This is a genomic window from Polynucleobacter necessarius (genome assembly GCF_900096755.1).
GTDB classification, from domain to species: Bacteria; Pseudomonadota; Gammaproteobacteria; order Burkholderiales; family Burkholderiaceae; genus Polynucleobacter; species Polynucleobacter necessarius_K.
In genome coordinates this window covers 1,081,356-1,094,634 of record NZ_LT615227.1, presented here as the reverse complement: position 1 = coordinate 1,094,634, position 13,279 = coordinate 1,081,356, and the positions used below count along the sequence as shown (strand labels likewise).

The following is a 13,279-nucleotide window of genomic DNA, read 5'->3' as shown; positions in this document are numbered from 1 at the left end:
AACTTCGATGTCACCCGTACGCGAGCATTACAACCCAGTAATCACAAAGCTATTACGCGAACATGATCGATTGCCACTAGAAAAGGCTGTTGAGCGAAAAAGTTTTCAGCGTCAAATTCTCTTCCTAATGAACGCCATCAAGCTCGAAGAGTTTGAGCAATCGTTCATCTAAAACAACCGGAAAGAGCTTATGCTGCAATTTTTTCAAGATTCATCACACTTTATTATTTCTGGCGCACTGGTTGGATTACTGGTTGGCATGACAGGCGTTGGCGGCGGCTCGCTCATGACGCCCTTATTAACAATTATTTTTGGAGTGGCCCCAACAACTGCTGTCGGGACTGATCTAGCCTTTGCAGCGATCACCAAAGGATTTGGCACCGCAGCACATCGACTTCATGGCAATGTTCGCTGGGACATTGTTAAGCTATTGTGTATTGGCAGCATCACCACAGCCATCATTTCTATTTTGGCGCTAAAGATCATTGGTCCTGTGTCCAAAAGCTTTAATCACTTCATCAGCTTCTCTATTGGGGTTTCAGTTTTATTAACAGCCATCTCATTGCTGTTTAGGGCAAAGATTTTGAAATGGGTACAAGATAACCCTAGCTTTCTTCCGAGTGGCTCAAACCTCAAAATTGCAACCATCTCTGTCGGGGCGGTCATTGGCGTATTGGTCACCGTCTCCTCAATTGGAGCGGGTGCAATCGGGGCAACTTTGATACTAATTTTGTATCCACATCTCAAGCCCTCACAGGTAGCCGGCACTGATATTGCCTACGCCGTTCCACTCACAGCTCTTGCTGGTATAGGCCACTGGTGGCTCGGAAATGTTCACTTTGATTTGCTATTCGGACTCCTATTGGGATCGGTTCCGGCAATCTGGTTGGGGGCTAAGCTCTCAAGCTCACTATCTGAGCGAGCAACACGAAATACTCTCGCTGTAACGCTATTTTTGGTTGGCATAAAACTGGTTGCCTCATGATTGCACCCGATTTTTGGTCGATTCCGACAAACCCTCTAACACCACAAGAGCTTGCCCAAAAGTCTGCCGCCTTAAAGCAGCGTTTAGCTGACATTTCCTCGCGCTTCCCTGATGTTCGCTTTGCAACCAGTCTCGCTGCTGAAGACATGGTGATTACCGATGCCATCTCCAAGGCCGATGCGAAGATTAAGTTATTAACCTTAGCGACCGGTCGTCTTCATCAAGAGACTGTAGATATGGTTAAAACCACTGAGGATCACTATGGCATAGACATTGAAAAAGTCTATCCACAAGAAAGCGATGTTCAAGCCTTTATTGATCAATACGGCATGAATGGTTTTTATGATGGCGAAGAACCTAAAAAAGCATGCTGTGGCGCACGTAAGATTAAACCCCTGAATGCCGCATTACTTGGAGCAGGTGCCTGGATCACCGGCCAGCGTCGCGAACAATCTACTACACGTACCGAACTCAATCTAGAAGAGCTTGATGATGCGCGAGGCATCGCAAAGTTCAATCCTTTATTTGATTGGAGTGAAGCAGCTATCTGGGCTTACATCAAACAAGAAAACGTTCCTATTCATCCACTACACCTCAAGGGCTACCCCAGCATTGGCTGCGAGCCCTGCACCCGTCAGGTTAAGAAGGATGAAGATATTCGCGCTGGCCGCTGGTGGTGGTTACAAAGCGATAGCAAAGAATGTGGTTTGCACGTAAACAAATAATCAATAACAAACTCAATATCAATACTTAGTAGAAACAACTTACAGAATGTCAGAACAAAAATTACTAGATGATCACTTAGATTGGCTTGAAGCCGAATCGATCTACATCATCCGCGAAGTGGTAGCGCAATGCTCGAATCCAGTCATGCTGTTTTCTGGGGGCAAAGATTCCATCGTGATGTTCCACTTAGCACGTAAAGCATTCCAATTTGGTGATCGCCCTGTGAAATTGCCTTTCCCAATTTTGCATATTGATACTGGCCATAACTATCCAGAAGTAATTGCATATCGCGATGCTGTGGTTGAAAAGACTGGTGTAAAACTGATTGTGGGTCATGTTGAAGACTCCATCAAAAAAGGTACCGTTCGTTTACGCAAAGAAACTGATTCCCGCAATGCTGCACAGGCAGTCACTCTCTTAGAGGCCATTGCTGAATATGAATTTGATGCTCTGATGGGTGGCGCCCGTCGTGACGAAGAAAAGGCTCGCGCTAAAGAGCGCATCTTCTCTTTCCGCGATGAATTCGGCCAATGGGATCCTAAGGCACAACGCCCAGAGCTATGGAATCTCTATAACGCCCGCATCTCCAAGGGTGAAAATATGCGCGTGTTTCCAATTTCTAATTGGACAGAACTCGATATCTGGCAATACATTTCCCGCGAAAAATTAGAGCTGCCAAGCATTTACTACACACACCAACGTGAAGTAGTGAAGAAAAATAATTTATTAGTTCCGGTAACTGATGTAACCCCTAAAGCAGCTGGTGATGTTAGCGAAACATTAAGCGTACGTTTTCGTACTGTTGGCGATATCAGCTGCACATGCCCAGTACTAAGTACTGCGGCTAATCCACTAGAGATTATTGCCGAGACTGCAATTACCGAAATCACCGAACGTGGCGCAACTCGCATGGACGATCAAACCAATGAGGCCTCCATGGAGCGCCGCAAGAAAGAAGGTTACTTCTGATGACTACCAATCAATCTCAGCAGCAAAATGTCGTGCGCCTTATTACCGCTGGTAGCGTAGATGACGGAAAAAGCACGTTAATCGGACGTTTGCTCTATGACACCAAATCCATTCTGGTGGACCAATTAGAGTCTCTCTCTAAAACCAAGCATGCTCGTGTCACCTCCTCCGATGCAGGCGTTGACTTAGCCCTTCTAACCGACGGCCTTGAAGCAGAGCGTGAGCAAGGCATCACCATTGATGTGGCCTATCGCTACTTCTCCACCCCAAAACGCAAATTTATTGTTGCTGATGCACCGGGTCATGAGCAATATACCCGCAACCTTGTTACTGGCGCATCACAGTCAGATGTGGCCGTGATCCTAGTGGATGCTACTCGCGTTGATCTGAATACAAGCCCTGCAACTTTGCTGGCCCAAACTAAACGCCATGCAGCCATTGTTCATTTACTAGGATCACGCCACGTCGTGTTTGCCATCAACAAGATGGACTTGTACGAGTTTGATGAAAAAGTCTTCAATACTATTAAAGCCTCCATTGAAGACCTGACTCAAAAGATTGGCCTACCAAAACCAACCTTAATTCCGATCTCTGCATTGCTTGGCGCGAACGTAGTTACCGCTAGCAAAAACACATCTTGGTACAAAGGCCCCACACTCTTAGAGTGGCTAGAGGGCCTGGATACCAGCCCTGAGTCTGAAAAACTATCGCTTCGCTTCCCAGTGCAATACGTAGCCCGTCAAGATGGCAGCGCTTCCGATGACTTCCGCGGGTACCTTGGTGAAATTGAGTCTGGCAGTATCCGTAAAGGTCAGAAAATTAAGGTTCTGCCAGGTGGCTCTGAAGCAACTGTTGCAGAAATCTACTTGGGCAATCGCTCTAGCAGCAAGCAAACCAATGGTAATAATGCGGTGGATTCCGCGCAAACTGGTCAGGCAGTCGCTATTCAATTATCTGAAGATATTGACGTCTCACGCGGCTCTTTATTTATTAGCGCTGAAGATAGTCATCCGCCGGTACTGAGCAAACAACTTTCTGCTGATTTATGCTGGTTAGATAGTGAACCACTCTCCTTGAGTCGTAAATATGCTTTGCGACATACCACCAATACCGTTGGCGCAAAAGTGAAGAACATTCAACAAGTATTGGATGTGCAGACACTCTCTCAAGCAAGCGATGTACATGCACTCTCCACCAACGAAATTGGGCGCGTTGATTTCATTTTGCAAAAACCGATTGTTGTGGACTTGTTTGATCAGTCCCAGCGTACTGGTGCTTTTATCTTGATTGATGAAGCTACAAACCATACAGTTGCTGCAGGCATGATTCGTGCGGCGGTAGCGCAGTAACCATTCGGCAAAAATCCACAAAAGAAAAAGCCATCCCGAGGGATGGCTTAAAAGATTTTTTGGAGGTACTGCCTAAAGAATGAACTACAACTTCATATTAATGACCGTGTAGATTGCCCTCTTAGGCAATTGCATGATTTCAGAGCCAAATGCCCTGTTTTAGTGCATTAATGGTTTTCTTTGGCGTGATTGATTGAATATTTAGGGATTTCAATCACCAAATCCTGTTTGGCCACAATGGCTTGGCAGGATAAGCGTGACTGAGGATTTAAGCCCCAAGCGCGATCGAGCATATCTTCTTCGCTTTCATCAGGCGGGTTAAGGCTTTGAAACCCCTCCTTTACGACTACGTGACAGGTGGTACATGCGCAGACCATATCGCAGGCATGTTCAATAGGAATGTCATTCTCTAGCAAAGCCTCGCAAATCGAAGTGCCTAGCGCAACCTCTACAACTGCACCTTCAGGGCAATATTCACTATGCGGTAGTACAACGATTTGAGTCATGATGATTTCTACTTATTCTCTGTAAATATTTCTTGTTTATATCTCGGCAACATTCTTGCCGGATAGAGCCTTCTGAATGCTTGCGTTCATTCGCTTTTGCGCAAATTCATCGGTTGCTTTTGCGGCATGATCGACTGCTTTACGTACAACAGCGCTATCAGTCTCTTCATTCAAAATCTTTTGTAGGGCAGCCATCTCGCGATCGATAACAATTTGCTCATCTGCATTTAGAAGACTGCGATCGCTATCTAGAGAAGTTTGCACGGCATCGAGCAAGCGCTGTGCGTTTACTTGTTCTTTACGTAAAGATCTAGAAAGTAAATCTTCTTTGGCTGATGCAAAACCATCTTGCAGCATGCGGGTAATTTCAGCGTCTGTTAAGCCATATGAAGGCTTGATATCAATGGAGGCTTGAACGCCAGAGCCTTGCTCGGTGGCGCTTACAGACAACAGGCCATCCGCATCCACCTGGAAGGTCACCCGAATACGCGCAGCTCCCGCAGCCATGGCTGGAATGCCACGCAACTCAAACTTACCTAAAGAGCGGCAATCTTGCGCCAACTCACGCTCGCCCTGCACCACCTGAATAGCTAAAGCAGTTTGACCATCTTTAAAGGTTGTGAAATCCTGCGCTCTTGCAACTGGGATTGGCGTGTTACGAGGAATAATTTTTTCTACCAAGCCGCCCATGGTTTCAATACCAAGAGAGAGTGGAATAACATCCAATAAGAGCCACTCATCATCTTTGCTTTGATTGCCCGCCAATAAGTCAGCCTGCATCGCAGCGCCCAAGGCAACCACTTGATCAGGGTTGAGGTTATTTAGAGGCTGAGTGCCGAAAAGCTCACCAACAGCTCGCTGCACATTAGGCATACGAGTGGAGCCACCCACCATGACAACGCCTTTAACGTCTTCTGCTTTTAAGCCTGCATCACGCAACGCTTTTTTACAGGCCATTAATGTTTTAGCAACTAAGTTCTGGGTAATATCAAAGAATTGCGCCTGACTAATACCAACATTAACTACCGTGCCATCGGCAAGCGTCTCGTGAACACGCGCTAGCGGATTGTGGCTCAACTGCTCTTTGGCATGCTTACAAGCCTGCAAGAGTGTTCTGTGGTCATGAATAGACAGTGGTGGCAGCTTAGCTTGCTCAATCACCCAGCAGTACAAGCGGTGATCGAAGTCATCGCCGCCAAGAGCAGAGTCACCGCCAGTAGAAAGAACTTCAAATACGCCCCTACTCATACGCAGTATGGAGATATCAAAGGTACCACCACCCAAGTCATATACAGCGTAGACACCTTCCGAGGCATTATCCAAATCATAAGCAATCGCAGCAGCAGTAGGCTCATTTAATAAACGAAGCACTTCAACACCCGCTAACTTAGCAGCATCTTTTGTTGCTTGACGTTGCGCATCATCAAAGTAAGCTGGAACAGTAATCACTGCGCCAACGATTTCATCGGAGACAGAATCTTCTGCTAGTTGACGCAAACGTGCCAATATTTCTGCAGAGACCTCAATTGGACTTTTATCACCAGCAACCGTTCGCAGCTTAAGCATGCCAGGCTGATCAACAAAATCATACGGAGCACTTTCAATATGCTCTACATCCAGCAAGCCACGTCCCATGAAGCGCTTCACCGAAACAATCGTGTTCTTCGGGTCAATCACCACACTCTCAAGGGCTTCAAAGCCAGCTTGAGTTCTGCCGTTAGGCAAATAACGTATTACGGACGGTAATAACTCTCGCCCTTGTGCATCAGCTAACACTTTAGGCAATGCATCACGAACAATAGCCACCAAAGAATTGGTAGTTCCCAAATCAATGCCCACAGCAATGCGGCGCTGATGAGGCGCTAGCGATTTACCGGGTTCAGAGATTTGTAATAAGGCCATAGATGATTGAGTTTAATTTAGGTGGGGCTATACCAATGCAGAAATAGCATCATCAAGCTCTGCGGCGAACTTATCAATGAAAAGTAAACCGCGAAGCAATTCTGCTGCACGCTGATAATTTTTAGCTCCATCAATGGCTTGGGCTATTTCAGCTAGAGTATCTGCCTTTGACTTCTCCACCTCAGTCATCAAAGCTTCTAAAGCTGGTAGATCTTCTGCTTGCTCACCTAGATTCTCGCGCCACTCCATCTGCTTCATCAAAAATGCAGCAGGCATAGCAGTATTGGTCTCCAACTTCGCATCTACGCCATGGAGTTGGCATATATAAAGACCGCGTTGGATAGGATTCTTAAGAGTTTGAAGTGCGGTATTGGCTAAGGTAGCCATTTGCATTGCAAGACGCTGCTCTGCGTCACTACCGCGAGCATGGCGATCAGGATGCACTTCCTTCTGAATCGCTAGGTACGCCTGATCTAGCGCAGGCAAATCGATTTTGAATTGCTGATTTAAACCAAAGAAGCGAAAGTAATCGTCAGACGCGGAAGGATTCGCCACAACCACACTCATCTTTTACGTTTGGATTTTGAAACTTAAATCCCTCGTTCAAACCCTCACGCACAAAGTCTAGCTCAGTACCATCCAAGTAAGCCAAGCTCTTTGGATCAACAAATACCTTAACGCCATTTGACTCAAATACCTGATCTTCAGCTGCCGGCTCATCCACGTACTCAAGTTGATATGCCAAGCCAGAGCAACCAGTTGTGCGAACACCCAAGCGAAGACCACATCCTTTACCGCGCATTTCTAGATTGCGGTTGACGTGTGCGGCTGCTTTGTCAGTTAAAGCAATTGCCATAGTTTTGATTCTTCTTGTTTACTTCGTTTGCTTTATTTAGCTGGGTGCTTCTCTTTGTAGTCGGCAACAGCTGCCTTAATAGCATCTTCTGCCAAAATAGAGCAGTGAATTTTTACTGGTGGCAAAGCCAATTCTTCAGCGATCAATGGGTTCTTAATCTCAAGCGCTTGATCTAAGGTCTTGCCCTTTACCCACTCAGTTACCAGTGAAGATGAGGCAATCGCAGAGCCGCAGCCATAAGTCTTGAACTTAGCATCTTTGATTACGCCTTGATCATTCACGCGAATCTGTAACTTCATTACGTCACCACATGCAGGTGCGCCAACCATGCCAGTACCTACGCTGTCATCACTTTTTTCAAAGGAGCCAACGTTACGGGGATTTTCATAATGGTCGATGACCTTTTCGCTATATGCCATGGTATTTCCTCTTTTATCTCGCTATATTCTTTTTAGTGTGCTGCCCATTGAATCGTGCTGATATCGATTCCGTCTTTGTACATTTCCCACAGTGGCGATAACTCACGCAACTTGGCAATCTTTTCTTTCACCAACTTGATAGTGAAATCCACTTCCTCTTCGGTAGTAAAGCGACCCAAAGTGAAACGAATTGAGCTATGTGCTAACTCGTCATTACGGCCTAATGCGCGCAAAACGTATGAAGGCTCTAAAGAGGCAGAGGTGCATGCTGAACCAGAAGAGATCGCGAGATCCTTCAAGGCCATCAACATAGATTCGCCTTCAACATAGTTAAAGCTAATGTTCAGGTTGTGCGGAACACGATCATCCATGTCGCCATTGACATAAACCTCTTCAATATCTTTGAGGCCATTTAACAAACGATCACGTAATGCACGGATACGCTTGTTTTCTTCAGCCATCTCAACACGGGCGATACGGAAAGCCTCGCCCATGCCTACGATTTGGTGAACCGCCAAGGTACCAGAACGCATGCCACGCTCATGACCACCGCCATGAATCTGAGCCTCAATACGAATACGTGGCTTACGACGGACAAACAAAGCACCGATACCTTTTGGACCATAAGTCTTATGAGCAGAAAAACTCATCAAATCGACTTTAGTCTTTTCGAGATCAATTTCTACTTTGCCAGTTGCTTGCGCAGCATCCACATGGAAAATCACACCACGTGAACGACACAACTCACCAATCGCAGGAATGTCTTGCACTACACCGATCTCATTATTGACATACATCACTGAAGCCAAAATGGTTCCTGGCTTCATCGCAGTCTCTAACTGCGAAAAATCGATCAAACCATTCGGCAAAACATCTAAGTAAGTAACTTCAAAACCTTCACGCTCTAATTCACGGCAGGTATCTAAAGTTGCTTTGTGTTCAGTCTTCACAGTAATGATGTGATTGCCGCGCTCTTTATAAAAATGCGCTGCGCCTTTGAGCGCTAAGTTAATACTTTCAGTAGCGCCGCTGGTGAACACAATTTCTCTTGGGTCAGCATGCACTAATTGAGCAACCTCTGAACGCGCCCACTCTACAGCCTCTTCAGCAGCCCAGCCATAAGCGTGGCTACGTGATGCGGCGTTGCCAAATTGCTCGCGCAAGTAAGGCAACATCTTGTCGACCACACGAGGATCAATCGGCGTTGTAGCTGAGTAGTCCATATACACAGGAAAGTGCTTAGGACTAAACATCGGGACCGGTTGTTGTGGCAGATCTTTTGGGGCGTTCATGGTTTATCTTTCGGTAGGTAATGCGTTATTAACTTTGTCGCGCCAAATTGAATACAGAATTCACTAGTGGCGCTTTAGGAGCTACTTCTTTTTTAGCCGCAAGCGCAGGAGCAGGAGCAGGTTTATCTGCCTTAGAACTCTCAACTTTAATTTTCTTCTGGCGCATATCTTGAATGGCAATGCCGCGCCTTTTTTGCTGCTGAACCAAATCTTTTAAGCTCACCGAACTGAGGTACTCAACCATTTTGGAGTTGAGATTGCTCCAGAGATCATGAGTCATGCAGCGACCGTGATTTTCTTCATCGGTATGACAGTTGCCCTTGCCACCACATTGGGTTGCATCAAGCGGCTCATCCACAGCAACAATAATGTCGGCTACGCTCACTTCTGATGAAGGTCGCGCCAAGGTGTAACCACCGCCTGGACCACGAGTACTTTCAACAATATTGAAGCGACGTAATTTGCCGAACAATTGCTCGAGATAAGAAAGGGAAATCTTTTGTCTTTGGCTAATTCCGGCCAGGGTTACGGGGCCATGCGCTTCACGCAGGGCTAAATCAATCATTGCGGTTACTGCAAAACGACCTTTGGTTGTAAGTCTCATATGTCACCTTGGTAATGGATTGTTATGGACAGCTAACAGTCGGGCGGGTAATACCCGACCATTCCACTCAACTTTACCATAAGACCCAGCAAACTGCTCGGGAATTATCCTAAAAATCCCTATTGAAAGCGAGGAATCTAGCCGATGGAGTCTCTAGACCGGGCTCCGAAGGCCATTTCTTTGACCTTGGTAAGCCTGTCTCGGGTGCTGGCAGCCTTCTCAAACTCCAAATTCTTGGCTTCAGCGTTCATTTGTTTCTCTAGACGCTTGATTTCTGCCGCCAGGTCCTTCTCGCCCGTATCCTCATAGCGAGCCCGCTCCTGCTCGACCTGCATCTCCTGACGCTTCTCTTTGACGTCGTAGACGCCATCAATAATGTCCTTAATGCGCTTTTGAACCCCTTTAGGCTCAATGCCATGGAGCTTATTAAAGGCGATTTGCTTGGTGCGACGTCTATCAGTCTCCCCCATAGCGCGCTTCATGGAGTCAGTTATGCGGTCAGCATACAAAATGGCTTTGCCACGCACGTTTCGAGCCGCTCTACCAATCGTCTGAATCAAGCTGCGCTCTGAGCGTAAGAAGCCCTCTTTGTCTGCATCCAGAATAGCCACTAATGAAACCTCGGGAATATCCAAACCTTCGCGTAGCAAGTTAATACCAACGAGAACATCGAAGACGCCCAAACGTAAGTCACGCAAAATTTCTACCCGCTCTACCGTATCGATATCCGAGTGAACATATCGCACCTTCACGCCGTTATCCGAAAGATAGTCTGTTAATTGCTCAGCCATACGTTTTGTTAATACGGTCACCAATACACGCTCACCCACTTTGACACGTGCATGAATTTGATCTAACAAATCATCAACCTGAGTGCTTGCGGGCAAGACTTCAATTTCCGGATCCACTAATCCTGTTGGTCTAGCCACTTGCTCAACCACTTGACCTTGATGTGCAATCTCATAATCAGCAGGCGTTGCTGAAACGAAAATAGTTTGACGCATCTTCGTTTCAAACTCAGTAAATTTGAGCGGGCGGTTATCCATGGCAGATGGCAAACGGAAGCCGAATTCCACCAAAGTATGTTTGCGGGATTTATCTCCGTTGTACATGGCATTGAGCTGGCCGATTAAAACGTGGCTCTCATCCAAGAACATCAAAGCATCATTGGGTAGATAGTCTACCAGTGTAGGCGGAGCCTCACCCGGGGCCGCCCCGGAGAGATGGCGGGAGTAGTTCTCAATCCCTTTGCAAAAACCTAATTCATTGAGCATTTCTAAATCAAAACGGGTGCGCTGTTCAAGGCGTTGTGCCTCAACTAATTTTCCATCTTTAACAAACTCATCTAAGCGAGTTCGTAATTCTGTTTTGATTGTTTCAATCGCTTTTAAAACAGTATCCCGTGGTGTCACATAATGCGAACTTGGGTAAACAGTAAAGCGCGGAATCTTTTGGCGAATTTTTCCAGTCAGCGGATCAAAGAACTGCAAACTCTCAACCACATCATCAAATAACTCAACACGCACTGCGAGCTCATTATGCTCAGCAGGGAAAATATCAATGGTGTCGCCGCGCACCCTAAATACGCCACGCTTGAAATCGGTCTCATTGCGGTCGTACTGCATAGCGATCAAGCGCATCAAAATATCACGCTGACTCATCTTGTCGCCAGGACGCAATGTCATCACCATACTGTGATAGTCGCCAGGATTGCCGATACCATAAATTGCTGAAACAGTGGCAACGATGATGACGTCTCGTCGCTCTAAAAGACTCTTGGTTGCCGATAAACGCATCTGCTCGATGTGTTCATTAATCGAGGAATCTTTCTCAATAAAGAGATCGCGCTGAGGGACATAGGCCTCTGGCTGGTAATAGTCGTAGTAACTTACAAAGTACTCAACAGCGTTTTTCGGAAAAAACTCTCTAAATTCGCTATAAAGCTGGGCAGCTAGAGTCTTATTTGGGGCAAAAATGATGACTGGACGGCCCGTTCTGGCGATCACATTGGCCATTGTGAAGGTTTTTCCAGACCCAGTTACCCCCAAAAGGGTCTGAAAGGTCAATCCATCCTCAATACCCTCCACCAAGGCATCAATAGCCTGAGGCTGGTCTCCCGCAGGGGGAAATGGCTGATAAAGCTGATAAGGGGAGTCCGGGAAAGTCACAAACTTAGCCGGATCAAGGTCGTGCCCAGCCTCACCCAATGGATCGGCGGCCTGGCTTTTGCCGACTTCTTTTGCTTCAGATTTTGATCCAATTTTGGGTAACTTAGGGGGCATCTCGGCTATCATTTCATCTGTGAGATTTCTTCACAGAGAATTTTGTACAAACATTGATTTTGCCGTTTTTCTTTGGAAATAGTTGATTCTGGCCTCAAAAACCGACAATTAAGCTGAATTTAACGTCAATTACGAATAAAACCACCCTTAACTACCCTCTAACCACCGATTCCGACCTCAAATGACCCTGTTTGCCTCAGTTCAATTAGCCCCTAAAGATCCTATTTTTGGCCTCACAGAAGCCTATGTTGCAGACCAACGCGCTGACAAAGTGAACTTAGGTGTTGGCGTGTACTACACAGATGATGGCAAGGTTCCACTTTTAAAAGCAGTGATCAAAGCGGAAGAGGCAATTGTTGCGAAACACTCACCACGCAGCTATATCCCAATCGAAGGACCAAACCCATACAACAGCGCCGTACAAAATTTATTGTTTAGCGCTGACTCGGCTTTAATTAAAGATGGTCGCGTAGTGACTGCTGAATGTCTCGGTGGCACAGGTGCATTGCGCGTTGGTGCTGACTTCATTAAACGCCTGAACGTAAACGCACCATGTGCAATTAGTAACCCAACTTGGGAAAACCACCGCGGCATTTTTGAGTCCGCAGGTTTTGAAGTAGTTGAGTACACCTACTTTGATGGAAAAACACGTGGCGTAGATTTTGATGACATGGTGAAGTCTTTAGAGTCTTTCCCAAAGAACACTACTGTGTTGTTACACGCTTGCTGCCACAACCCAACAGGCGCAGACATTACTGAAGCGCAATGGCGCCAAGTGATTGATATCTGTAAGAACAAAGGTCTCATACCCTTCTTGGATATGGCATACCAAGGCTTTGCAGCCGGGATTGAGCAAGATGGCATCGCTGTTCGTCTCTTTGCTGAATCAGGCATGTCCTTCTTTGTATCAAGCTCTTTCTCCAAATCATTCTCACTCTACGGTGAGCGTGTTGGTGCACTGTCAATCGTGACACAAAGCAAAGATGAATCTACTCGCGTGCTCTCACAGTTGAAGCGCGTGATTCGCACAAACTATTCAAACCCTCCAACTCATGGCGCCGCAATTGCTGCCGCTGTTTTGAATTCACCAGAATTGCGTAAGCTCTGGGAAGACGAGTTGGCAGAAATGCGTGATCGCATTAAAGCAATGCGTCATGGTCTCGTTGAAAAACTCGCTGCTGCTGGTGTAAAGCAAGACTTTGCTTTTATCGAGAAGCAGCGCGGAATGTTTTCTTACTCAGGCTTAACGGCTGAGCAAGTTGAACGCCTACAGAAAGAAGACGGCATTTATGCCCTTTCTACTGGACGCATTTGTGTGGCAGCCCTCAATACTAAAAATATTGATAAAGTGGCTAAAGCAATCGCCCGCGTCTTAGCGTAACAAGCGGA

Annotated in this window: 14 protein-coding genes; 6 read left to right on the top strand and 8 right to left on the bottom strand. The window is 46.4% G+C overall.

The genetic code is table 11. The features are described 5' to 3' along the window. The first annotated feature begins 7 nt into the window (after window positions 1-7). From DXE27_RS08940 to DXE27_RS05770, 5 genes are read left to right on the top strand one after another with little or no spacing between them, the layout of a single operon-like run. Window positions 8-172: a hypothetical protein gene (locus tag DXE27_RS08940; protein WP_172457114.1), complete on the top strand. Its 165-nt coding sequence runs from the start codon at window positions 8-10 to the stop codon at window positions 170-172. Between the two features lie 18 nt (window positions 173-190). Further along, entirely contained in the window at window positions 191-985 is a 795-nt protein-coding gene (locus tag DXE27_RS05785) for a sulfite exporter TauE/SafE family protein (RefSeq protein WP_128113263.1), read from the top strand. Then, window positions 982-1,710 carry a phosphoadenylyl-sulfate reductase gene (locus tag DXE27_RS05780; protein WP_128113262.1) on the top strand — a complete coding sequence of 243 codons (729 nt, stop codon included), beginning with the start codon at window positions 982-984 and terminating at the stop codon, window positions 1,708-1,710. The genes DXE27_RS05785 and DXE27_RS05780 overlap by 4 nt, the downstream gene beginning before the upstream one ends. A gap of 46 nt (window positions 1,711-1,756) precedes the next feature. Continuing rightward, window positions 1,757-2,680 (top strand): sulfate adenylyltransferase subunit CysD, encoded by a 924-nt coding sequence (cysD, locus tag DXE27_RS05775; protein WP_128113261.1) that lies wholly within the window; start codon window positions 1,757-1,759, stop codon window positions 2,678-2,680. Further along, window positions 2,680-4,029, top strand: a complete 1,350-nt coding sequence (locus DXE27_RS05770) for a sulfate adenylyltransferase subunit 1 (protein WP_128113260.1) — start codon at window positions 2,680-2,682, stop codon at window positions 4,027-4,029. The genes cysD and DXE27_RS05770 overlap by 1 nt, the downstream gene beginning before the upstream one ends. Window positions 4,030-4,196: 167 nt before the next feature. Here DXE27_RS05770 and fdx read toward each other — a convergent pair whose 3' ends face one another. The 8 genes from fdx to uvrB form a co-directional block, all read right to left on the bottom strand. Then, a complete protein-coding gene (gene fdx / locus DXE27_RS05765; protein WP_128113259.1) occupies window positions 4,197-4,535 on the bottom strand; it encodes an ISC system 2Fe-2S type ferredoxin in 339 nt (112 codons plus the stop codon). 36 nt (window positions 4,536-4,571) lie between these two features. Beyond that, the gene (gene hscA, locus DXE27_RS05760) at window positions 4,572-6,437 is read right to left on the bottom strand and encodes a Fe-S protein assembly chaperone HscA (protein ID WP_128113258.1); all 1,866 of its coding nucleotides are present in this window, start codon (window positions 6,435-6,437) and stop codon (window positions 4,572-4,574) included. 27 nt (window positions 6,438-6,464) lie between these two features. Further along, window positions 6,465-7,004 (bottom strand): Fe-S protein assembly co-chaperone HscB, encoded by a 540-nt coding sequence (hscB, locus tag DXE27_RS05755; RefSeq protein ID WP_128113257.1) that lies wholly within the window; start codon window positions 7,002-7,004, stop codon window positions 6,465-6,467. Next, the gene (iscA, locus tag DXE27_RS05750; protein ID WP_128113256.1) at window positions 6,970-7,293 is read right to left on the bottom strand and encodes an iron-sulfur cluster assembly protein IscA; all 324 of its coding nucleotides are present in this window, start codon (window positions 7,291-7,293) and stop codon (window positions 6,970-6,972) included. The genes hscB and iscA overlap by 35 nt, the downstream gene beginning before the upstream one ends. A gap of 32 nt (window positions 7,294-7,325) precedes the next feature. After that, a complete protein-coding gene (gene iscU, locus DXE27_RS05745) occupies window positions 7,326-7,712 on the bottom strand; it encodes a Fe-S cluster assembly scaffold IscU (protein ID WP_128113255.1) in 387 nt (128 codons plus the stop codon). A 32-nt stretch (window positions 7,713-7,744) separates the two neighbouring features. Beyond that, window positions 7,745-9,004, bottom strand: a complete 1,260-nt coding sequence (locus tag DXE27_RS05740) for an IscS subfamily cysteine desulfurase (RefSeq protein ID WP_128113254.1) — start codon at window positions 9,002-9,004, stop codon at window positions 7,745-7,747. 28 nt (window positions 9,005-9,032) lie between these two features. After that, on the bottom strand, window positions 9,033-9,608 hold the full coding sequence (locus DXE27_RS05735; RefSeq protein WP_128113253.1) for a Fe-S cluster assembly transcription factor: 576 nt from the start codon (window positions 9,606-9,608) through the stop codon (window positions 9,033-9,035). A 137-nt stretch (window positions 9,609-9,745) separates the two neighbouring features. Continuing rightward, on the bottom strand, window positions 9,746-11,890 hold the full coding sequence (gene uvrB / locus DXE27_RS05730; protein WP_415064446.1) for an excinuclease ABC subunit UvrB: 2,145 nt from the start codon (window positions 11,888-11,890) through the stop codon (window positions 9,746-9,748). A gap of 181 nt (window positions 11,891-12,071) precedes the next feature. Between uvrB and DXE27_RS05725 the strand changes: the two genes are divergently transcribed. Continuing rightward, window positions 12,072-13,271 carry an amino acid aminotransferase gene (locus DXE27_RS05725; protein ID WP_128113252.1) on the top strand — a complete coding sequence of 400 codons (1,200 nt, stop codon included), beginning with the start codon at window positions 12,072-12,074 and terminating at the stop codon, window positions 13,269-13,271. Window positions 13,272-13,279: the final 8 nt, after the last annotated feature.